15 protein-coding genes are annotated in these 22,538 nt (G+C 61.6%); 6 read left to right on the forward strand and 9 right to left on the reverse strand.

What is annotated here, in order from left to right; all coding sequences use genetic code 11:
- Positions 1 to 122: 122 nt before the first annotated feature.
- The 3 genes from MRBLSP13_RS01100 to MRBLSP13_RS01110 form a co-directional block, all read right to left on the reverse strand.
- The gene (locus MRBLSP13_RS01100; RefSeq protein ID WP_363736145.1) at positions 123 to 2,447 is read right to left on the reverse strand and encodes a TonB-dependent receptor; all 2,325 of its coding nucleotides are present in this window, start codon (positions 2,445 to 2,447) and stop codon (positions 123 to 125) included.
- Positions 2,448 to 2,526: 79 nt separating this feature from the next.
- Positions 2,527 to 2,958: a carboxymuconolactone decarboxylase family protein gene (locus MRBLSP13_RS01105; RefSeq protein WP_363736146.1), complete on the reverse strand. Its 432-nt coding sequence runs from the start codon at positions 2,956 to 2,958 to the stop codon at positions 2,527 to 2,529.
- Positions 2,955 to 3,812: an SDR family NAD(P)-dependent oxidoreductase gene (locus MRBLSP13_RS01110; protein ID WP_363736147.1), complete on the reverse strand. Its 858-nt coding sequence runs from the start codon at positions 3,810 to 3,812 to the stop codon at positions 2,955 to 2,957. Before MRBLSP13_RS01110 ends, MRBLSP13_RS01105 begins: the two co-directional genes overlap by 4 nt.
- Positions 3,813 to 4,196: 384 nt before the next feature.
- On the opposite strand from MRBLSP13_RS01110, the gene MRBLSP13_RS01115 reads away from it, so the two are divergent.
- Entirely contained in the window at positions 4,197 to 5,066 is an 870-nt protein-coding gene (locus MRBLSP13_RS01115; protein ID WP_363752150.1) for a helix-turn-helix domain-containing protein, read from the forward strand.
- Positions 5,067 to 5,118: 52 nt separating this feature from the next.
- Here MRBLSP13_RS01115 and MRBLSP13_RS01120 read toward each other — a convergent pair whose 3' ends face one another.
- From MRBLSP13_RS01120 to MRBLSP13_RS01130, 3 genes are all read right to left on the reverse strand, one after another.
- A complete protein-coding gene (locus tag MRBLSP13_RS01120; protein ID WP_363736149.1) occupies positions 5,119 to 7,692 on the reverse strand; it encodes a TonB-dependent receptor in 2,574 nt (857 codons plus the stop codon).
- Between the two features lie 404 nt (positions 7,693 to 8,096).
- Positions 8,097 to 9,371: a hypothetical protein gene (locus MRBLSP13_RS01125; protein ID WP_363752152.1), complete on the reverse strand. Its 1,275-nt coding sequence runs from the start codon at positions 9,369 to 9,371 to the stop codon at positions 8,097 to 8,099.
- Positions 9,372 to 9,527: 156 nt separating this feature from the next.
- Positions 9,528 to 10,382, reverse strand: coding sequence for a sterol desaturase family protein (locus tag MRBLSP13_RS01130; RefSeq protein WP_363752154.1), 855 nt, complete (start codon positions 10,380 to 10,382; stop codon positions 9,528 to 9,530).
- Positions 10,383 to 10,467: 85 nt separating this feature from the next.
- Between MRBLSP13_RS01130 and MRBLSP13_RS01135 the strand changes: the two genes are divergently transcribed.
- Positions 10,468 to 11,310 carry a LysR family transcriptional regulator gene (locus MRBLSP13_RS01135; protein WP_363736152.1) on the forward strand — a complete coding sequence of 281 codons (843 nt, stop codon included), beginning with the start codon at positions 10,468 to 10,470 and terminating at the stop codon, positions 11,308 to 11,310.
- Here the strand turns inward: MRBLSP13_RS01135 and MRBLSP13_RS01140 are convergent.
- Positions 11,307 to 12,206, reverse strand: coding sequence for a LysR family transcriptional regulator (locus MRBLSP13_RS01140; protein WP_363736153.1), 900 nt, complete (start codon positions 12,204 to 12,206; stop codon positions 11,307 to 11,309). The two genes, MRBLSP13_RS01135 and MRBLSP13_RS01140, sit on opposite strands and share 4 nt — an antisense overlap.
- A gap of 104 nt (positions 12,207 to 12,310) precedes the next feature.
- Between MRBLSP13_RS01140 and MRBLSP13_RS01145 the strand changes: the two genes are divergently transcribed.
- Genes MRBLSP13_RS01145 through MRBLSP13_RS01155 form a run of 3 tightly spaced genes read left to right on the forward strand, consistent with a single transcriptional unit; the run spans position 12,311 to position 17,483 of the window.
- On the forward strand, positions 12,311 to 14,299 hold the full coding sequence (locus tag MRBLSP13_RS01145; RefSeq protein WP_363752156.1) for an FAD-dependent oxidoreductase: 1,989 nt from the start codon (positions 12,311 to 12,313) through the stop codon (positions 14,297 to 14,299).
- The gene (locus MRBLSP13_RS01150; protein ID WP_363752159.1) at positions 14,293 to 15,264 is read left to right on the forward strand and encodes a TauD/TfdA dioxygenase family protein; all 972 of its coding nucleotides are present in this window, start codon (positions 14,293 to 14,295) and stop codon (positions 15,262 to 15,264) included. Before MRBLSP13_RS01145 ends, MRBLSP13_RS01150 begins: the two co-directional genes overlap by 7 nt.
- A gap of 8 nt (positions 15,265 to 15,272) precedes the next feature.
- On the forward strand, positions 15,273 to 17,483 hold the full coding sequence (locus tag MRBLSP13_RS01155; protein ID WP_363752161.1) for a molybdopterin-containing oxidoreductase family protein: 2,211 nt from the start codon (positions 15,273 to 15,275) through the stop codon (positions 17,481 to 17,483).
- A gap of 75 nt (positions 17,484 to 17,558) precedes the next feature.
- Here the strand turns inward: MRBLSP13_RS01155 and MRBLSP13_RS01160 are convergent, their stop codons facing one another.
- Together MRBLSP13_RS01160 and MRBLSP13_RS01165 are read right to left on the reverse strand one after the other, a co-directional pair.
- Positions 17,559 to 19,718 carry a TonB-dependent receptor gene (locus tag MRBLSP13_RS01160; protein ID WP_363736159.1) on the reverse strand — a complete coding sequence of 720 codons (2,160 nt, stop codon included), beginning with the start codon at positions 19,716 to 19,718 and terminating at the stop codon, positions 17,559 to 17,561.
- Between the two features lie 171 nt (positions 19,719 to 19,889).
- A complete protein-coding gene (locus MRBLSP13_RS01165) occupies positions 19,890 to 20,537 on the reverse strand; it encodes a TetR/AcrR family transcriptional regulator (protein WP_363752163.1) in 648 nt (215 codons plus the stop codon).
- 241 nt (positions 20,538 to 20,778) lie between these two features.
- Here MRBLSP13_RS01165 and MRBLSP13_RS01170 point away from each other — a divergent pair, with 241 nt between their 5' ends.
- Positions 20,779 to 22,536: an N-acyl-D-amino-acid deacylase family protein gene (locus MRBLSP13_RS01170; protein ID WP_363752165.1), complete on the forward strand. Its 1,758-nt coding sequence runs from the start codon at positions 20,779 to 20,781 to the stop codon at positions 22,534 to 22,536.
- Positions 22,537 to 22,538: the final 2 nt, after the last annotated feature.

The raw sequence follows: 22,538 nt of genomic DNA on the forward strand, positions 1-22,538 counted from the left end.
CGTATCCGGAGAGCTGGAAGTAATCATGTCGGCCATGTCGGTCTTCCTATCAAAGTCGGTGAGTGGGGCTGCCCGCATCCGTTCCGCTGATCGGGAACGATGCATGACAGCCGCCTCCCGTGTCAGAAATGGTAACGCAGTGTCACCCCATAAGTCCTGGGTAGACCGGGCGTGTGACTGGTGTAACCCAAGCTGTCGAGGTTGATAAGCAGGAACTCGTACTTCGTCTTTGTCAGATTGTTGACATAAAGCGCGAGGTCGAAGCCTGACCCCATCACCCGGTTCCAGCTTGCGTCGAGATTCACCAGATTATAGCCATCGGCATCCGTATAGCCGGGTACGTACGTGTCGTTACCGATATAATCGTCAGTATGATAATAGCTGATGCCGACGGACGCGTCCCCCTGGGAACTGTCCAGCGGCGCAATCAGCCGCGCCCCCAGCGTATAGACATTGCGAGGAGCACGGGCGAAGGGATCGTTGCTGTGATCGCTGCCGTCAGGATAGATGAATTCGGTGAACTTCGCGTTGGTATAGGCATAATTGGCCGACAACTCCAGCATCGAAACCGGACGGAACAATATGTCCGCCTCGACACCCCAGATGCGCGCCTTGCCCGCATTGGTGGTGACTGTGGTGGGCGGCAGGACCGTCGGGTCGGACAGCAGCCGCTGGATATCGTTATACTTGGCGTAATAGGCGGCCAGATTGGTACGCAGGAACATGTCGCCCATGCGCCAGTCGGCCTTCACGCCCAATTCGACATCGTCCACGGTTTCCGGCCGGAAAGTCCGGCGCAGGCCGGCCTCGGTCGAGGCGCGTGCGCCAAAGCCGCCAGTGCGGTAGCCATGCCGATGCGCGAGATAGATCAACTTGTCCTGCGCGACCTTATATTCCAGGCTGAGATTATAGGTCACTTCGGAGAAGCTGTCGCTCACGTTCAGTTCGCACTGGGAAAGCGGCACTGCGGTTTCCGGCGTCGCCGGATTATTGTCCAGGTCACGGGTGAAACGACATGCCGTGGCCGTGCGGTTGCGGATCGTGGCTTCCCGCTTGTCGCGATTGTAGCGCAGGCCGGCCGTCAGGCTGAGGCTGTCGGTGAAGCGGTAGGTGCCTTGCGCGAACGCAGCGTAGCTGCGGTTGCGGGCGGCCACGTCGGTATTGCTGAAGGCGGCCTTGGGGTAACCGAAGATATCCTGCGGTTCGACCAGTCCCGGATCGACGCTGCCTACGGTGGAAAGGCCCTGGTTTCGGCCCTTTTCCCAGAAATAATAAAGGCCCGTGATCCAGTTGAAATTCCCGGTTTCGCCCAGCAGCTGCAGCTCCTCCGAAAACTGAGAGGTCCGGTCTATACGCTGCTGCGGGTGCAGCGAATTCATCGTGCCGTCCATGTCGTCGAAGATATTGTCTTTGACGTGGCGATAACCGACGATGTTCTTGACCGTCAGCATGTCGTTGAGCGGAATGGTCGTGGTGTTCGCGATGTCGTGCGTTTCCACCTTGGTGAAGGTGTTTGATCCATTGGCGATCCGATAGGGTCCGCGCGCCTGCTGCTCAGCCAGCAACTGCTCGAGCGGACGATAGCCGCGCGCCGCGCGGACAGCAGCGCCGTTCAGTGACCCGGTGGGCCGGACCTTGGCAATGAAGCTCGCCGTGCCGCCGTCATCTTCATGGAAATAATTATAGACGGTCAGCGATTCAACGCCGCTGTCATTCTTCATCAACACGGATGCCCGCGCGCCCTCCTGAGCGGTGTCGTTGACGTTGCGTCCCAATATCTCGTCATAGACGAAGCCATCGTCCCGCTGGCGCTGCCCGGCGACGCGCACCAATATATTGGGCGACAATGGTACGTTCAGCATGCCTTCCACGATGAAGCTGTCCAGATTGCCGTAAGTGACGCCCACGCGGCCTTCGAAATTGTCGGTCGGGCGGTTCGGCCGGATAATGATCGCGCCGCCGGTCGTGTTGCGGCCGAACAGCGTGCCCTGCGGCCCCCGCAGCACTTCCACCGATCCGATATCGAAGAGGGCGCCATTGACCCCCTGCGTACGGGCGAGCACGATATCGCCCATATAGGTGGAAACCGACTGGTCCGCGAGCAGGGTGAGTTCCTGCTGGCTGAGGCCGCGGATCGCGAAACTCGGCAGCGACCGGCTGCCTCCCTGGCCAGGGACGGACACCAGACTGGGAACTACGCGGCTCAGGCCGGCGACATTTGCGATATTGGCGCGTTCAAGCGCGGCGCCGGACACCGCGCTGACCGAAAGCGGCACATCCTGCAACCTTTCCTCACGCCGCCGCGCGGTCACGACGATATCGTCGCTCGAAAAAGCGGACTGCGCATGTTGCGGTTCCTGTTCGGGTACGGCCTGAGCCGATGCAAATGATGGCACCGTCGCAAGCAGACAGGCGCAAGACGACATCCAGAAACTCGAAATTTTCATGATAACCTCCCCTGTAGTATCGATGTTCACTCTCGTCGTGAAACCGGCCCGGCATAGGCGGCTCCCGATCGCTGCCTCATCACAGCAGACCCCGCTCTTCCGATGTCGGCACATCCTCTGGCAATATATTCGCCTCTCGCATGGCGGTGATCACCGCCGTCTGGGCAGAGGCAATGCATGGAAACCCCACATAGGGCGTCAATTGCACCAGCAGCCCTTCCAGCTCCTCCACCGTCAGGCCGTTGGCCAGACCGATCTTCACATGATTTTTCAGTTCCAGCGCCTGGCGCGAGGCAATCAGCGCGGAAATGACGGCGATGCTCTTTTCCTTGCGGGTAATGCCTTCATGCCGCCACGCGTCGTGAAACGCCCAGGCCGCCGCCATGCGCGTGATATCCGATCCGAAACGGTTCGACGTCGCTGCTTCGTTGAAGGCGCCGCCAAAGCGATCGCCCATGACGCCCGTTATGAAATCCACGCCCGATTTCTGCTTTTCATCCAGCTGGTTCATTGATGCTGTCCTTCAGTCTCATGGTTCGCCGTCGCCAGTTCGGCTTCGGCCAGGAAATGGGCGGAGATGGGTCCGATCTGGGTCACGCCGCCGTCCACGGGCAGCAGAATCCCGGTGATGAAGCGCGCATCCTCGCTGGCAAGGAAAGCGACGGCCCGGGCGACGTCCCAGGCGTCCCCCTCGATGCCGAGCGGCGCTATGGCACGACGCAGCGCGCGCAGCCCTTGCGGCAACACATGCATCGCGTGCGGGGTCATGATGTGGCCTGGCGCGACCGTGTTGGCGCGAATGCCGTCGCGGCCGTGCAAGACCGCGATCTCCGCGGAAAGTTGCGCCATGGCCGCCTTCGATGGACCATAGGCTATCGAACCATGGGCGCGCATCCCGGCGATCGAGGAAATGTTGATGATCGATCCCCCACCTGTGTCCTTCATGGCGGGCACGGCATGACGGATCATCAGCATCGCGCTTTTGAGATTTACGTCGATGACGCGCGTCCAGGCGCTCTCATCCACAGCATCCAGCGCGACGGGATCGGAAATGCCGACATTGTTGACCAATATATCCAGCCGCCCCGTTTCGGCGACGGTCTGTTCCACGAAATGACGGCAATCAGCATTGACGGCGACGTCGCCTGTCAGAGTGAACGCCTTGCCGCCGGCCGCAACGATGCGACGACGCGTTTCCTCGACACTGTCCCTGTCGCGGTCGATCAGCGCCACATGCGCGCCCTCCGCCGCGAGGAGCATGGCGATGGCGCGCCCGGTCCCGACCCCGTCGCCCTGTGTACCCGCGCCCGTGACCATGGCCGAACGCCCTCTCAGGCGAGCATAGAATTCGGTGGGTTCCGGCATGGATCAGGCCCCTTCCCGACCCGACCGCGCGCTGAATGGAAGATAAGAGAATACCGTCTCAGGCGCGCCCGTTGCGCGCCCGGTCATTTGCCGGATCATGCCAAACTCTCCCGACAGCTACCTGTGCAGCCGCTTCTATATACATGCATCATGCGATGCTCCACGCTCTGGCGTCAGGGGTGATTTTGACATCATGGGGGGGTTAAATTATCATCCCTCATGGCCCGCGATGTTGCAGTGATCGGATTTGACGGCGCATGCCTCGCCAGCATCGGTCTGTTCCTTGATCTGTTCGGGCAAATGCGACTTCGCGTCGCGGATCAGTTTCGGACACGTGATGATATCGGCATGCACACACGTGCTAAATTGCTGGGACCAAGTCCAATGCCTGTTCAGGTCTTGGGAGGGGGGCTGCTGCAAGTGGAAGATGGGTTGGACGCATTACCCCATCTCTACATCCATGTGCCTGACTTCTATTGTTCGGAAGAAACGACGCCGGATCATCTCGCCAAGCTCCAGCCGGTCATGGACTGGCTTCGCAGCCAATATGCAGGTGGCGCGCATCTCTCCGCGACGGGGCGGGGCATAGAGTTGCTGGTCGAGGCAGGGTTGGTTGGAAGCGGCCCTGTTCCGGTGACGAGAGGCGCCGCCGCCGAATTTCGTCGGCGCTATCCGCATGTGCGCGTCAACACGAGCGAACCGATTGCAGAAGTCGATCGCATCGTGATGGCACGCGGCATGGCGCATGAAATGAGCCTGCTCACGCGTCAGATCGGCCGGCTGCTATCACCAAACATGGCTGGCACGCTGGCGGATGCGATGGGCATGGAGTCGGATCGGCCCGGTCTGTCGGACGATCCACTGGTGGCTGCGGCGCAATTATGGCTTTCCGAACGAGCGTCCCGCGGGCTGCATATCGGTGCGCTTGCCGCGCATCTGGCGGTCAGCCCGCAGACCCTGATCCGTCGGTTCCGCTCCAGACTCGGCATGACGCCGAGCAACTATTTGCGGCTAGTCCGCATGCGCAGCGCGCAATCGCAGCTACGCGACACCAATCGACCCGTGTCGCAGATCGCAACACTGATCGGATATAATGATCTCAAATCCTTCCAACAGGTATTCCGCCAACATGCCGGCATGAGTGCAAGTCATTATCGTGCGTTCGTCCGCAACCGTACAGACATGGCTTCCTCACCATATGACTCCGCCGACGGATCCCGGCCCACTGCGTTGGATATCATGCCGATCGACTGAGATATATCAGCGCGAGAATAGGGGAACGGCAGACCGCCGTTCCCCCGAGATTTCAGAACTGGATGCGGAATTCGCCGCCCATCGTCCGGGGTGGTTGCAGATATGTCGCCGCCTGCGGATAGGGCTGCGACGCGGTGAGCCCGTTACCCGCCGGGAACAGCTGGCCCAGATCGACATGGTTCAGCAGGTTCTTGACCCAGAAGGCCAGTTCGCCCTTCACCCCGTTGGCGAGCGGGATTTCGGAAATGCCCGCGCGCATGTTGATACGGTTCGTGAACACGCCGGGATTGTAGCGTGGTGCTGGCGAAGCCGCAGTGCCGGTCGAGTTGACCACCGTCAGCAACCTGTAGGGCGCGCAGCAGGTCATGTTGGAACTGCGCGTCCAGTCGAAGTGGATGTTGAAGACGCCCGGATCCAGCGGCCGGCTGAAGTCCACGGAGACGGAACCGGCATGTTTCGCCGCGCCTACACCCAGCAACTGAAGGAAGGACGCGCCGGGATGGGCGGCGATGTCCGCGGGCGATACAACCAATGCACCCGCGCAATTGCCCGCCGGCGCCGCCGTGCATGGGCCGGATGCCAGAATGGACGTCCCATTGGGCTTGAACGTTGTCAGCGTCCTCGGATCGATACCGATCAAACGCTTGTTGCTGTCCACATAGGTATAGTTGCCCGATATGGTGAGGCCGGGCACGATCCTGGCGCTCAACTCGACCTCCAGGCCCTTTGCCTTGTAAGGAACCGAAACATTGAACGTGTCCGATATGCTGGGATTGGTGGCGGGGCTGGTCTGAATGGACTGTTGCTGGTCATCGACCTTGTATTTGAACGCCGCGATGTTGAGCGTGACGCGCCGGTCGAACCATTGCGACTTGATGCCAACTTCCCAGGACTTCAGCACTTCGGTGTCATAGGCGGTGAATGTCTGCGACCGGACGTTGGCGCCGCCGTCACGGAAGCCCGAAGCATAACGAACATAGGTGTTTATGTCCTCGGTCAACTTGAGCTTGGCCGTAAATGCCGGATCGACGCGCTTTTCCTTCGCCTCGTTGCGAAGCTCGGTCGGCAGGATGACGCCGTTGAAGATATCGCGCCGGGCCCTCTTGGTGTCGTCGCTGTAGCGAAGGCCTGCGGTGAGCTCCAGCCGCTCCTCCAGAACCGGGGGAGTCCAGCTTGCCTGACCATAGGCCGCATAGGCGTTCGTCTTGGAGAACTGGCGGATAAAGCCCCCATTGGGCGCGAACGGGCTATAATAGGGCGCGCGGCTGGGGCCGCCGCCGGGGGTGCAGGGTGCGCCGGGTATGCCCGCCGGGCAGTTGGTCGAGAAACCGGAATCCCGTTCATCCCGCACGTCTTCGTGGAAATAGATGCCGCCGACCGTGATGTTGAAGTTTGTGGTCGTGTAGATGGCCTGAAGTTCCTGGCTGAAAACCTTGGAATCCAGGTAATTGCTGGCCCATGCCTGGACAGGCGAAGTGCCAAGAGAGGTGACCGCGCCGCCATAGTTGATGGATCGGCGCAGACCGGTGATTGATTTCAGCGTCAGATTATCGCTGGCGCCGTAGGTCAGGTTCAGCACATGTCCGCGATTCTTGGTGATGAAGTAGAGAGAGGGTATCGCAAAGGGCGCGCTGTCGGGATATTTATCCAGATCCAGGGGAAATTGCTGATATCGTCCGCCGTCGGTGGTGAATATGGTGGCGGGACCGCTTGGCGGAACAGTGATGCCGCCATTGGGATTTTCTATCGTGCCGGTATTGGGCGATACCAGGATCTGCGGGAAAGCCTGGTCATCCTTTGCCCAGACATTGTCATAGGCATAGAATATGTTGAGATCGCCAAAATCCCTCTCAACCGCTATGCGGCCGCCATAGGTCTTGAGCTGACGAAAATCATTGTCATAATCGCCGGTCTTCCAATGGAAGGACGAATATGGACTTGAAACAGGCGTGATATTTTCCAGAAGGCTGCTCTTTACGTTCTGAAAATAGCCGCCTCTTTTCCGATACATACCCGACAATTGGATACGGAATCCGGCCAGTTCAGGAAGATCGAGCCGTCCCTTGAGCTCATAGGCATCGAAATTGCCGATGCCGGCGCGGAAATCCCCTCCCAGCACGCCGCTTGGTCGGCGGGAAACGATCTGCACCACGCCTGCCTCCGCATTGCGGCCGAACAGCTGCCCCTGCGGACCGCGCAGCACTTCGATGCGTTCGGGTGTGATAAGGTCGAGAGCGCCGCCCTGGGCGCGAGGTATGTTGATGCCGTCGATGTAGAAGGCAACCGCATTATCCTGCGTGCCCTGCGATGCGTCGGACGTGCCATAGCCGCGCATCTGAAGCGCCACGCCGGTTTCCGTACCGTTGAGGGGATAGGAAGTAAGACCGGCGATCTTGCCGGGGCCGAGATCATTCAGATTTTCGATACCCCGGCTTCGCAGCGTTTCACCGCTCAGCGCCGTAACCGCCAGCGGGACTTCCTGGAGCCTCTGCTCACGCCGGGTGGCGGTGACGACGATGTCCGCATCTCCGGCGGCAGGCCGCTGCGCGGGCTCCTGCGCGGAAGCCAGCGACGGCATGGACAGTGCGGAAAGTGCCACACTCGCGAAAAATATCTGCTTCTTCATCACGTCTCTCTCCCCATGATTTTGTCTTATGTGCAGGCGAATGGGACCCTTCTTCCCGATGAGCGGCAGGATGCACGCAATGGCACAACCGGTGCCCACGGCCTGATCACGTCACGATGTGATGAGGGTAATGCGCTCACAGCCCAAGGGCATCCGCGCAAACGGATCAAATCCGTCAAAATGTTCAGGCGTCGCGCAAATCGCATCGTCCCTCCCCTCCGGACAGGACATCCGCCGGTTTTCCCGGCTTTGATGTCGGCAGTCGAGCCTCTGTCCCCTGCCTGGCCTATGTTCCGCCAGATCAATGCAAAGCTAATCTCTGCGCATATTACATGCAAGTAGATGAATTTTGATCGTATTTGTGATGCTTGCGATAAGGCTGGACGATGAAGACGGCTGGCTGATCAATCGGCGGCAAATCGGCGATCGAAGGCCGCCTGTCGGCGCGCGATCTGCGCCGCCCGCTCTTCTGGCGTTATCCTGACAACGCCGCGCGGCAAGGCATCCACCAGGCCCGCGAGCGCTACCTTGCGGCTCTCTATTGCCGGCGATCCCGCGTCGGGATCAGGAAAACCTTGCCAGCGATGCAGGATCAGCACGTCGTGAAGACCGCATGGGTCGAGCCAATTATGCACGCCGGGATCCGCGATGGAGAGCACATAGGTGAAGCGTCCATCTGCATCCGGAGCCATCTGGGCATTGGTCAGGCTGATCTGGCGGTCGCGATTGGGCAGGCTGCGCAACCAAAGGTCATGCAGCACGATGTCACGATAGGTCGCACCCGCCGCATTGGCGGTGATGATCACCGCTTCATCGTCGCGCAGCGTGAAATGGCCCAGACTGCCTTGCTGGGTTACCAGGCCGCCCACCGATCCAGCGCCCTCGGGCGGCGTCATCATCTGCGGCCCGTTGAAGAAGAGGCGCTGGGCGTAATAGGCGTAGAAGACGTCGGAAAGGATGTTGCGAATAGCTCTGGTCGCCAGTTCATCCTCCGTCAGCGGCACGCGGGTCGGCGGATCGAGCCGGCGCACCCGCAGCGCGTCGGGATGCTGTCGCGCCCAGTCGCCCATGGAATCGCGGATAAAAAGATAGAGCGTTCCCGGCACTATCTGAAGATGGTTCCGCCGCCCCTCCGCCGGATTATCGTCGAGGGTCAGGACATAGCGGCCATCTTCGCCGATTTCCATGTCGAGTTGTTCGAGAGATGCCAGGGTGGCCGACGTCGTGCTGTTGCCGACAAGCTGGAACGTGACATAAGTCGAGGGGTCAACTTGTCGTTGCCCCGTCACTTCATAGCGCCCGCCTGCCGCAACAGGAATGATACGGTAGGCGTTGTTGGGATTGTCTCCTCCCCATTTGGCACCCGGCACCTTATGACCGAGCCATTGGGCACCCTCGCTATACACCCTGAGCACACGGGGGTAATTGGCATCGGTATTCGCAGCGACCAACGTACATTTGAAACAGTAATCGGCGACATGATCATCGAACAGCGCCATCTGGTCGGCGGGCATGAGCCTGTCCGTGACGCGTCGCCACATGATTTCCGCGCGATCGCGGGCAGCCTTTACGTCCGGCCGCTCGAACAGCCGGATCGCCAATCGTTCAAGATCGCGCTGGTCGACATTGGCGACCGGATTGATCGCGGACAGGAAGTAATCGCCGATATCAAGGGGCATCGCATCCTTCTCCCAAGTAGGCCGGCAGCGTCCTCCGCCATCATCCAATAATCGAACGATTGTTCTCTATATTGATCAATATTGGCCTTTTATCGAAGACATGATGCACCCAGTAAATTATTTTGGCAAGCTTGGCACCAAATCGTGAACGGTCTCTCAGGCCGCTGCCGTTTCCGTGGGATCAGGGGGCTGGGCTTTCCCCTCATCCTGCGCCTTGCCGGGGATGCGTACGAGCGGATAGAAAATTTCCTCGGCCCAATGCGGCTGCGCGCCCGGAATGCCATAGCGCCAGGGGCGCCCCTCCGGGATGTGGAGCGTCCCGAACATCCAGTCGAGAAAGGCGAAAGTCACGGCATAGTTGCGGTAGGAAGCGCCATCCTTGCCATAGCCGTGATGAGTGTGATGCATGCCGGGGCTGATCAGCAGATGTTCCACCGCGCGAAACAGGCTGCCGAAACGGGGATGGCGCCGGATCGCATCATCCCAGCGAAAATGACTGTGGGTGATGAGGTTCCACCAGAAAATGGTGAGGATGACGAGCCCGGCCGCAACCCCCTGCCCCAGATAGACGGCGAAACCGGTGATCCAGGCGGTCGGCACGACAAAGGACCAGAAGAGATTGACGCGCTGGGTCACGAGCACATTCATGTACCGGCCGGCGTGGTGCGTCCTGTGAATCTTCCAGAGCCAGCGAAGCGCGGGACGTCGTTGCCCTTCATGCGCCCATCTGTGACCCCAATAAAAGGCGAACTCCACGAGCAGGAACAGAACGATATAGGATGGCAGCAGCGGTAGATGCGCGAGGGCGCCTTTTCCCTGCGGCAGCAACAGCGCTGCCGCACCGGCGATCAGCAGCCCGGCCAGGGACCGCGTGATCAGCGGATTAAGCAGCGCGCATAGCCCGATCACCAATATGTCGTCGCGGCGATAGATGCCGCGGTGGCGGCCGGTCAGGATTTCCGTCAACAGGATGATCGCCGTCACGGCAAGCACTGGACCGTAATAGGACATTGTTCCTCTCCTTGTCCGTCAGTTTTACGCTGGCGCGGAAAGGGCTTCCAGTTCATTGATATGGCAATTTTGATGAGTATCATGCATGGATATCCGCAAGCTTCGCCATATCGTCGCATTGGGGCAGGATCGGCATTATCGCCTCGCTGCTGATCGCCTGGGCCTCACGCAGTCGGCTCTGACGCGGAGCATCCAGGCCGCGGAGGCGGAGCTGGGCGTGCGACTGTTCGACCGCGGACGCGACGGGGTGCATCCGACGCGCGCCGGCGAAGCGCTGCTGGCCGACGCGGCGCCTTTGCTCCGCCAGATGGAGATACTCGAACGAAACATGGCCTTGCTTTCCCACCATGGGAGCGGGGAGGTGCGCTGCGGCTTCGGCCCGCTCGCCGCGGCACTGATGCTTGAAGACATGCTGTCGCATGTCGTTCAGGAACACGGCGCGCTGCGCGTCCGCACGAAACTGGGGGACGTGGCGGAATTGCTGTCGCTGCTCCAAGACGGCGAACTGGACTTCGCCGTTCTGGCGCATTTGCTTGTCGAGGACAGGCCTGACCTCAGCTTTCGTCGAATCGGCCAGATCCGGCTCGGTGCATTGGTGCGGCGTGGCCATCCGCTTGCCGGCCGCACGGTGCATGAGGATGAAATCGCCGCCTTTCCCATCATCGGCGGGACAGGCGCCAGTCCGGTCTACGCGCCGACGATCAGCTGCGACAATTTCGAGATCGCAGGCCAGGTCACGCTGGCGAGCGATGCCATATGGATCACAGCGGAATCCCTCGCGGATGACCGATATGCAATGGTCCACGGCCTGCCTGTCGCGCAACCGCTGGAACTGGTCGTGGCGTCCCTTGCGCGGCGGACATTATCTGTCCAGGCACTGCTGACCATCGATCTGATCGTCGCGGCCCTGCGGAGGCGGCAGTCTTAGGAAGCATGCAACCAGTCGACCTGGTCCCGCAGGAATTGCGCGACGGCGCGGACGGCCTGGCGCTTCACGCGGTCCTGCGGAATGAAAAGCTGAACATCCACGCTTTCCCGGTTCCATTCCGTCAGCACCGGCTTCAGGCGGCCCGACGCCAGTTCGGGCGCGACCAGCATCTCCAGCGTCTGCCCTATGCCCACACCGGCAACAGCGGCAGCCGCGATCGCATCCCCATGGTTGAAGGTCGCGACGCTGGCGGGGCGGAGCGATCGCCGCTCCTTCCCCCGCACGAAGCGCCACTGGCCCACCGGCCGATCAACCGTCGCATAGAGGACGCAATCATGATCATGCAGATCATCGGGCGTGACCGGCTCTCCGCGCCGCGCCAGATAATCGGGCGAGGCGACCTGCACGAAGCGCGTGTGCCCAAGATTGATGACCTCCCCCTTTCCTTCCGCCGGCACGCCGACACGGATGAGCATGTCGAACCCCTCTGGCCGAAACATCATACTGCGGTCCCCAACGCTGAGGTCCAGGGCAATACGAGGATGCAGGGCACGCAATTGCGGCAGCGCGGGCACGACGAATCGTAATCCGATCGCGCCGGGCGCATCCAGGGCAACGCGCCCGCTTGGCCCCATGTCGCGCATCTGCACCAGGCTTTCGGCCTGCTCCACCGCTTCCAGAATGGCGCGCGCCTGCTCCAGAAACATATGACCATGGGGTGTCAGGCCAAAGCGGCGGGTGGTCCGGTTTATCAGTCGCGTACCCAGCCTATCCTCAAGCCGGGCCAGATGGGTCGAAACCATGGTGGGGGAAAGGGCAAGCCGCTCGGCCGCTCGGCTGAAGCTGCCCGAATCCACGATTGCCACGAACACCTCGAAGCCAGTCAACCTGTCCATGATTATCTCTTCTTATCGTATAATGCGTCTCGAAATGTGGTGATTATCCAATCACAACGCAATGGTAAAAGGGATTCAATTCAAATCATCAATTGAGAGGATGCATGGCTTATCCACGCTTGTTCGAGCCGTTCAGCATCGGCAACCTGACGCTCAAGAACCGTATTTCCATGGCACCCATGGAAACGCATCTGGGCGCACCCGACGGCGGCGTGAACGACGCGATCATCGCCTATTACAGCGAGCGCGCACGCGGCGGCGCCGGCCTTATCATCACTGAATTCACCTGCGTCGACGCGGAGACGGGATTCAGCTCCAACGTTCCGCAATTGCGCCTGGACAATGACAGGTTCAAGGCAGGGCATGCCCGGCTGGTCGCGGCCATCCACGCGGCGGGCGCAAAGGCGGTCATCCAGATCTCCCATGCCGGCCGGCAGACCAAGGAAAGCGTCATCGGACGCCAGCCGGTCTCAGCCAGCGCGATTCCTCTCAACAGCATCTATATGAACGCGGTTCCCCGGCCGCTGGAGGATGCGGAGATCCATCACCTCATCGGGCGCTATGCGAATACGGCGCGGCTTGCGATGCTCGCGGGCTATGACGGCGTGATGCTGCACGGCGCCCACGGCTATCTGCTCCAGCAATTTCTTTCGCCGTTGATGAATCATCGCGAGGATGAATGGGGCGGCGACTTTGAACGGCGGCTGCGCTTCCCGACCGAGGTCATCAAGGCGGTGAAGGCGCAGATCGGAAACAAGCCGTTGATGTACCGCATGTCCGTGGTCGACGGCGTCGAAGGCGGCATCACCATCGAGGACAGCGAGAAGATCGCGCCGCGCCTTTGCGAGGCTGGCGTGGATGCGATCGACATCAGCTGGGGCTTTCTGGAAAGCGCCCATCTCATATTGGAACCAATGTCCGTCGAGGAAGGGGACCGCCTGCCCTATGCCCGCCGCATCCGCGAGGCGACCGGCCGGCCCGTCATCACCGCCGGCGTGATGCGCTGGCCCGACAAATGCGAACAGGCGGTTATCAATGGCGACACCGACATAGTGTCGCTAGGCCGCGCGCTGCTGGCCGATCCGATGTGGCCGATCAAGGCGCAGCGGGGCCTTGTCGACGACATCCGGCCATGCACCTCATGCAACTGGTGCATTCGCGAACTGGCGCAAAGCCGATCGGTCGCATGCGCGGAAAACCCGCGTTGCGGCAAGGAGACCGAGCCGGAACTGGATCGCTTCGCCAATGGCATGAAGGCGGCCGTGATCGGTGCGGGACCAGGCGGCATGGCGGCGGCGCTGTTGCTTGACCAGGTCGGCTTTTCCGTCACGCTCTATGAGAAACGCCAGCGTCTGGGCGGAAACCTGATCACTTCGGCCGTGCCTCCTGGGAAGGACAAGCTGTTCTGGTATCACAAGTTCCTGCTGAACCGGGTCGAGCGCAGCACCATCGACGTGCGCACCGGGACGCAGGTGACCAGAGACGTGATTGAAAAGGACCAGCCCGACGTCCTGATCCTCGCCAACGGCTCGCGATTGGCGCCGCTCGACCTCGCCGGCTGGGGCAATCTGCCGACCGCACCTGCCTATGAGGTGCTGATGGGGGAAACGGATGTCCCACCATCGACCCCTGAGCGGCCGATCGTCATCTATGGCGGAGGTGAAACGGGCACGGAAACAGCGGAATATCTGGCCCAGGGCGGGCATCATGTCCTGCTTGTGACCCGGTCCGACGCCAAGTTCCTCGCCCGCAATGCCGAGGCGCTCTATCGCATTGCGCTGTTGCAGAGGCTACACGGCAATGCATCCATCCGTATCCTGGACAATACGACGCTGCATGCCGTCGATGGCGAGCATGTCACGCTTTCGGCCGCGGGCGGGTTGACCGATCAGCCGGCGGCGGCGCTCCTGCTTGCCCATGGCCTGGTCCCCGACAGCGAACTGCCCGATGCTCTCGGCGGTCTCGATATTCCGATGATCCGCATCGGCGACTCCGCGCAGGTCGCGCGGATCGGCGAAGCGGTGCGCGACGCCTATCGTGCGGTGCAGGATCTGCGCCGCCTCATCCTGCAACCGGAGCCGATCGCATGCTGAACCTAGCCAACACCATCGAACGCCGCCCGCTGGACGGGCCATTCGGCCTGGAAATAGTCGGCGCGGACCTGACGCGCGACATCGATGAAGGCACGCGGAAGGCGATCCGCGACGCCTGGATCGATGCCGGCATCCTGCTCTTCCGCGATATGCGCAATGACGACATGGCGCAGATGCGCCTCAGCGCCATTTTCGGAGAAATGGAGCCCGCCGCGACGGCCGATCTGAACGATCCCATCAACCAGTTCATGATGACGCTGGCCTATGATCCGGAGGATCCGTCAGGACGCCCCAATCCCTTCTATCGCGTGAACGGCATCGATCGCGCGGGCTGGCTCGGCTGGCATTGGGACCAGAGCTTCATGCCCACCATCGTGCGCGGCGCCGTGCTGCGCATGACCGAACCGGCGCGCGTCATGGGAGAAACCGGCTTCATCGATGCCATTCAGGCCTATGACCGGCTGTCGTCCGACATGCAGAAACGCATTGAGGGGCTGGAGGTCGTCTACGAATTCAACCCGGATTTCTGTTCCGGCCAATTCGGCTTCCCCAAGGACATAGAGCGGCTCAACGTCGGCGCGACGGTCAAGGCGGGAGCGAAGTACAACTTCCCGCCGGTCGTCCATCCGCTGGTGATCACCCAGATGGAAACGGGCAGGAAGGTGCTGAAGCTCTCGCCCATGCATGCCCGCTATGTGCTGGGCATGGACAAGGCGGAAAGCGATGCGCTGCTGACGGAACTTGCGCTGCATCTGGGCGATCCGGCCCATGCCTATTTCCATAAATGGCAGGAAAATGACATGGTCGTCTGGGACAATTGGCGGATCGTGCATTCCGCCAACGGCGTTCCGCTGGATTGCAAGCGGACCGCCCGGCGCACGACCATAGCCGGCGACTACAAGGTCGGACGCTATCTCGACCCAACCCTAGACCGGGATCGCGAAGTGAAGCGGCTGGTGGACTGAACGGCGATATGAGCGCACAGGTCTATCCGAGCATCTGCCGCCTGTGCACGGCCTATTGCCCGATCCAGGTGACCGTTGAAAATGGCCGCGCGACCAAGGTCACGGGCAATCCGCGCGCGCCTCTCTATGGCGGCTATAGCTGCCCCAAGGGGCGGGCCCTGCCCGAACAGCATCATGGCGAGCAACGCCTGCTCCACAGCCTGAAGCGCGGCCCGGAGGGTTTTGGCGCGATCCCCTCCGCACAGGCGATGGATGAGATCGCCGAAAGGCTGAACGCGATCATTGCCGAGCATGGCCCCCGTTCGGTCGCCATGTATGTCGGGATGGGACTAGTCCCCTTCGTTGCATCCACGGCCATCGCTGCGGGATGGCTGAACGGCATCGGATCGCCCATGTTCTTCACCGCGGGTTCGATCGACAAGCCGGGCATACTGATCGCGCTCGCCCATCATGGCATGTGGCAGGCCGGGCAACCGCATTTCGATACGGCCGATGCCTGGCTGCTGGTCGGCATCAATCCGGTGATCAGCAAATCGCCGGGCTTTCCGGGGCAAAATCCCGGACGGGTGCTGAAGGACATGGAAAAGGCGCAGGCAAAGCTGATCGTCATCGATCCGCGCCTCACCGAAACGGCCAAGCGCGCCCACATCCACATGCAGGCCCGGCCGGGAGAGGATGCCGCCATATTGGCGGGAATGATCCGCATCATTCTGGCGGAAGGGCTGGAGGACAGCGAATTCGTTGCCGCCAACACGCAGGGCGTCGCCGCGTTGAGGGAAGCCGTCGAGCCATTCACCGCCGACTATGTCGCCCGGCGCGCGGATATTCCGGAAGCGGATCTGGTTGCGGCGGCGCGCATATTCGCGGGCGCGCGCAATGCCGGGGTGAGTTGCGGTACCGGACCCAGTTTCGCGACCCATTCCACGCTGACCGAATATCTCGCGCTTTGCCTTGCCAGCCTTTGCGGACATTGGGCGCGGGAGGGAGACTTGCTGGCCAAGCCCAATGTTCTGCTGCCCGCCTATGAGGCGCGGGCCCAGCCCTGGGCGCCCTTCCAGGCCTGGGGTTTCGAACCGCGCCTGCGCGTCCGGGGCCTGGGCGGCTGCGCTAGCGGCCTGTCGGCCGCCGCGCTAGCCGATGAGATCCTGCTGCCCGGACCGGGCCAGGTGAAGGCGCTGATCGTGGCGGGTGGAAACCCGATGATGGCCTGGCCCGACCAGAATCGCGCCTTCGCGGCGCTCAATGCGCTCGATCTGCTGGTCACCATGGATACGGAGATGACCGCCACGGCCGAGCTATCCCATTATGTGATCGCGCCCAAGCTGACGCTGGAAACGCCGATGACGACCTATATGCCCGAGAGCGTCAAATATTATGGAACGACGCGCGGCTTCCCCGACCCCTATGCCGCCTATACCTCGGCGCTGATCAAGCCGCCCACCGACAGCGACGTCATGGAGGACTGGGAATTTTTCTGGGGACTGGCCGAACGCATGGGCACGCGCATCGACGCCACGCTGCGCTATGGCAACGGTCCGCAGGCCGAGGCGCCGCCCATGACCTTCACGCTCGACCCCGCAGGCCCGAAACCAACCACGGACGAGCTGATCGAATTGTCATGCCGGGGTTCGCGCATTCCGCTCGACCGGGTGAAGCAATATCCCGACGGTCAGATTTTCGAAAGCGACCAGCGCGTGCTGCCCCGCGCCGCCGGCAATGACGACCGCCTTGAACTGGCCGCCCGGCCCATGGTGGAGGAACTGGCTGAGTTGCTGGCCGAGGATAGCCGCGCCATTGAAGCGGATTATCCGTTCCGGCTGCTGCCCCGGCGCACGAACAATATCCTCAACAGCTTCGGCCGGCGGATCGGCAGGCTGGCCGGCAGCGGGGTGAACCCCGCCTATATGCATCCCGACGATCTGACCGATCTGGCCCTTGGCGAGGGTGATTGCGTGACGATCCGGTCCCCGCATGGCGAAATCCAGGGTATCGTGGCGGCTGAGGCAAACCTGCGACGCGGTACCATATCCATGGCGCATGGTTTCGGCGCCAATCCCGGATCCGACGATCCGTTGACACTGGGTGCTAACACCGGGCGGCTGATTTCGGTGGAAGACGGCTATGATCCCGTGACCGGCCTGCCCCGCATGGGCGGCATTCCTGTCCAGATATTGCCGCGGCAATCCGCAATGCTCGTGGGCGACGTGCAGACTCTTTGATCGCAGCCGGCGTTCACCGGAACATATCCCGGCAGGGCAAAGCGCGCCTGCCGCAGGCGCGCGCCCTTGCGCCCGTCAGAAGCTGTAGTTCAGGCCGACGCCGATCTGCCGCGGCGGCGAATAGATGACTGCGTCCGCGCTGGGATTGACGAAGGTCGATCCGATCACCTTCGCATTGGTGAAGTTGCGCGTGAACACCGACAATGTCAGCCCGGTACCGGCGGGAGTGAAGGCCAGACGGGCATTGCCGGTGAAATAAGCCTTCTGGCTCACCCGGCTTTCCAGCGCCATGCGCACCTTCGTCGAATAATAGCCATTGAGCGACAGGGCCAGGCGCCCGGCGTCGAAGTCATGATGATAATCGACAAGGCCATTCAGCGTGAACCTGGGCGCGCGGATCATTCGCTGGCCACTGACGTCTGCCCGGCCGTCCAACGTGCCGTCGAAATCGGGATCCGTCGCCATTTCCACCAGGCTGGCATTGGGAAAACTCTTATATTTCGCATGCAGCCAGGCCGCGCCCAGGGTCAGGGTCAGGTCTTCGCTGGCTCGCAAACTCGCATCGGCGTCGATGCCGTAGATCTCCGCCGATCCGGCATTCTGCAGGGTGCTGACACCGCCGACGGTTGTCGTCGCCTGCAGGTTCTTGTAATCATAATGGAAGCCCGCAACGTTAAGCGCCATGGCGCCCGACTTGAACTTTGCGCCCACCTCATGCGACTTCAACAGTTCCGGGCGAACCGGCGTCGCCTGGCGGGCGATGGCGTTGAACAGGCCCGCCTTGAAGCCCTGCGCATAGTTGTAATAGAGATTGAGGCTGTCCGTCACGTCGAACATGACCGCGGCGCGGGGCGTAAACTTCCTGGACTTCACCTCGCCCAGAAAGGCTTGTGGCGTCACATTGTTGAAGCCGTTCGCGAAACCATTATTCTTGTCCCTGGTATATCGGCCGCCACCGATGACCTTGAGCCTGTCGGACAGTTTCCAGGTCACTTCGAAGAAGCCGGAAAGCGACTTGTTGACGCTGTGATCGTAAATTCGGTCGATATAGCCGAAGGCGGGAATGTTGATGAAGGCAGGGTCGTCGCCCACCTTCCGCCGATAATAGTTGAGCCCGACGATGACCGAAACGGGGCCGATCGGCTTGGACGTAAAATAGACATCCTGCGAAAAGGACTTCGAATAGCTGAAGATGTCGTACACGCCGCCCGCGAAGTTGCTGTAGTCGGCCTCCTGCAGGATCGGCGTGCTGTAGTCGATATAGCCCGTCATGCTGGTGAAAGTGCCCATGTCCGTCTCAAAGTCTGCCTTGAGGGAATAGGTCTTCATGTCGATATCGATATAGCTGTCGATATCCGATGAGGTCTGCCACGGCTGGTCAGCGATGACCACGCCCGGCAGCCCGGCAAACGCGTTCACGCCCCTGTAACTGGTATAGGCAAGGTCGATGGCGTTCTTTTCGCGATTATAGCTGAAGCTGCCTTCCAGTCGTATCCGGTCGGTCGGCTGAAACAGCAGTTTCGCGCGCAGGAAGCGGTTGTGATTGTCCGGCGTGTTCCGGCCCGTCGCGATATTGCGGACATAGCTGCCCAGTTCCCGGCTGCTGAGCGTCAGGCTGGCGGCGAGGACATCGTCGATGATCGGGCCAGTGACGAACGCCTGGGCATTGAGCTCGCCTTCACTGCCATGGCCATAATGAGCCCAGGACAGGCCCAGATCCATATGCGGCGTGAAGGACGGCGACTTGCTGTTGATAAGGATGACACCGCCGGTTGCGTTACGGCCATAAAGCGAACCCTGAGGCCCCTTGAGCACCTGGACATTCTCGACATCCGGCAGGGAAAAGAACGCGCCGGTGATATTGGGTTGATAGACGCCGTCGACATAGGTCGCGACATTGTTTTCCGCATTGGAGGAACCCAGGGTGGACGAAACGCCGCGCAACGCCGGCTGTGCGTTGATGCCGTTCGCCTCGACCCGCAGGCCCGGCGTCACCAGCGTCAGGTCGCGCGCGTTGCTGATATTGGCGCTCTGCAACTGTTCCGCGCTTTGCGCCGTCACCGCCACGGGCACATCCTGCAACCGTTCAGCCCGGCGCTGCGCCGTAACGATGATGTCGTCGCTCCCCTGCCCCGTCTGGGGCGCTGTGTCGGTTTGAGCGGACGCGGCACCGATGATGCCGATGACGGCCGTTCCGGTGCCAAGCAATTGCAGGATCAGGCTGAATCTGGTCATGGGTTCCCCGCTCATCTGGATTGTCGACTGGATTGTCGACACAAGGGCGAACGCCCCGAAAGCTCGCACAATGCCTATGCCGCAGGGAATGGTTTTGCATGCAGAAATCACATGAACTCTGCATGCATCATGGGTATGATCTGACGGCCCGGCCGAAGCCGCGCGGGCGTCTCAGGCCCAGCCGCGCAGGAACCGTTCGGCAATTTCGCGGGCGCGGCCCGGGCGGCGGACAAAGGCGATATCGTCCACCATCACGCGGAAGCCATGGGTGATGAGGCCCTGCAGGTCGAAAGCGGCGTCCTGCGGATCGCCCGGGCGCAAGATTCCCCTTGCCATCAACTCCTCGAAATAATCGCTGATCGGCCGGAAACCCATATAGGCATTGGTCAGAAGCTGCGCGCCCAGATGGGGGAAATCGCGCCCCTCCGCCACGGCGATCTGGAGCAGGGTTCTGCCCAGTGGATGACACACCGCCACATCCGTATAGGTGATGACGAACCGCTCTATCGTGCCCAGCGGATCGTCGAGGTCGAGTTCCAGCGCCCACAGGCCGGAACGCACCGACTCCATGCTGCGGTGGATCAGGGCAGTGAACAGCCCCTCCTTGCTGGCGAAGCGCCGGTAAATGGTTGTCTTGCTGACGCCGGAGCGCTCCACCAGCCGGTCGAGGCTGGTTCCGCCGAAGCCGGTCAGCGCAAATTCCTCCAACGCGATGTCAAGCAGATGGTCGATGCGCCGGTCCACTTCGGCACGCGGCAGCCTCCCGCCCTGCCAGCGCCCGCCTGCCCCCTGCCCTGCCGCCATGGTTTCCTCGCTCATCCTGCGCGGATAGCCCGGCGGAGCGGCCAAACCAAGAGGGCAGTCCGTTATTGCCACGCGATGCAGAAGATGAAGCATCGCTTATCTGAAATGTGCTATAAAAAGGGAGGAGTTCGCTTGGCACAGGAACTGCCATGAGTCACTTTCCGGCACGTGAAAGGATGCAACGGCCGCGCGAAGCAGGCGTTGCGATCATATTGCCCAATCACGCACCGCCGAGACCAAGCTGAGAGGAATCGCTATGCCCGATTATGACCTGATCATCCGGGGGGGTAAGATATATGATGGCAGCGGTGGAGAGCCCTTCCTCGCCGACATCGCCATCAATGGCGGGGTGATCGTCGCGGTCGGCGACGTGGAGGGCAGCGGAAGGGAGGAGATCGACGCGTCGGACCGCATCGTCACTCCGGGCTTTGTCGACGTGCACACCCATTATGACGGGCAGATCACCTGGGAAAACAGGTTGGCCCCGTCATCCGATCATGGCGTGACAACGGTGGTCATGGGCAATTGCGGCGTCGGCTTTGCCCCCTCCCGCCCTGAACATCGCAAGCTGATGATCAAACTGATGGAGGGCGTTGAGGACATTCCCGAAGTCGTCATGGCCGAAGGCGTGCCGTTCAACTGGGAAACCTTCCCGGAATATCTGGACGCGCTCGAACAACGCGAAAGCGACATCGACTTCGCCGCGCAATTGCCACACAGCCCGCTCCGCGTCTACGTCATGGGCGAGCGCGGCGCCAATCTGGAGCCGCCGACGCAAGAGGATCTGGCGGAAATGCGTCGCCTGACGGCAGAAGCGATCGAGGCGGGCGCCCTTGGCGTCACCACCTCGCGCAGCTATGCGCACCAGTTCCGCGACGGTCGCCCGGCCCCTTCGGTCAAGAGCGAGGATCAGGAAGTGCTGGCGCTTGCCCAGGGGCTGCGCGACGCCGGCAAGGGCGTTTTCCAGATGGTGCCCAGCTATGACGTGACGGCGGCCGAACGCATGGACCTGCTGGACGACATTGCGCGGACGTCGGGACGGCCGGTTTCCTTCACCTTCATGCAGACACCCGTGGGCGAGGGCGACTGGCAGGAAATGGTGTCCCGGCTGGAGCGTTCCAAGGAACAGGGGCTGGAGGTGCGCGGCCAGATCATCCCGCGCCCGACCGGCGCTCTGCTGGGCCTTGAACTGTCCATGCACCCCTTCTCCTTCAACCCCAGCTTCCGCGAGATCGAACATCTGCCGCTGGAGGAAAAGGTGGAGCGGATGCGCGATCCCGCCTTCCGCAAGAAGCTGATCGCCGAGGAACCGACCGACCCGCAGGCCTTTTTCGTCTATGTCATCTCCGATCTGGATTCCATGTTCGTCCTGGGCAATCCGCCGAACTATAATCCCCGCAGCGACGAGAGCATCGGCGCCCGCGCCCGTGCCATGGGCGTCGACCCCAGGGAGCTGATCTATGACGCCTTGCTCCAGCGCGACGGGCGGGAGGTACTTTATCGGCCTCTCGGCAATTCGGAGGGGGATAAGTTCGAAAGTTCCGGCCGCAATCTGGTGAGGAACGACCGGACCTTCCCGGCGCTGGGCGATGGCGGTGCGCATTACAGCATGATCTGCGATGCGGCCTATACGACCTATTTCCTGACCTATTGGGTGCGCGACGCGAGGGACGACAAGAAGATTGAGTTGCCCTACGCCGTGCGAAAGCTGACCTACGAACCCTCCTATGCCGTCGGGCTGCATGACCGCGGCCTGATCAGGCCGGGGTACAAGGCGGACCTCAATGTCATCGACATGGAAAGGCTCCACCTCTACGCGCCCCATGTGGTCTACAACCTGCCGACTGGCGGCCGCCGCCTGCAACAGCGGGCAGACGGCTATGATGCGACCATCGTGAGCGGGGTAGTGACCTATCGCAACGGCCGTTCCACAGGCGCCCTGCCCGGCCGCCTCGTGCGCGGGGGCAAGGAAGCGCCGAAGATCGCTTCCGCACAGACACTGGAACCCGCCTGACG

This window comes from Sphingobium sp. LSP13-1-1.1, assembly GCF_040676415.1.
In the GTDB taxonomy this organism is placed as follows: Bacteria; Pseudomonadota; Alphaproteobacteria; order Sphingomonadales; family Sphingomonadaceae; genus Sphingobium.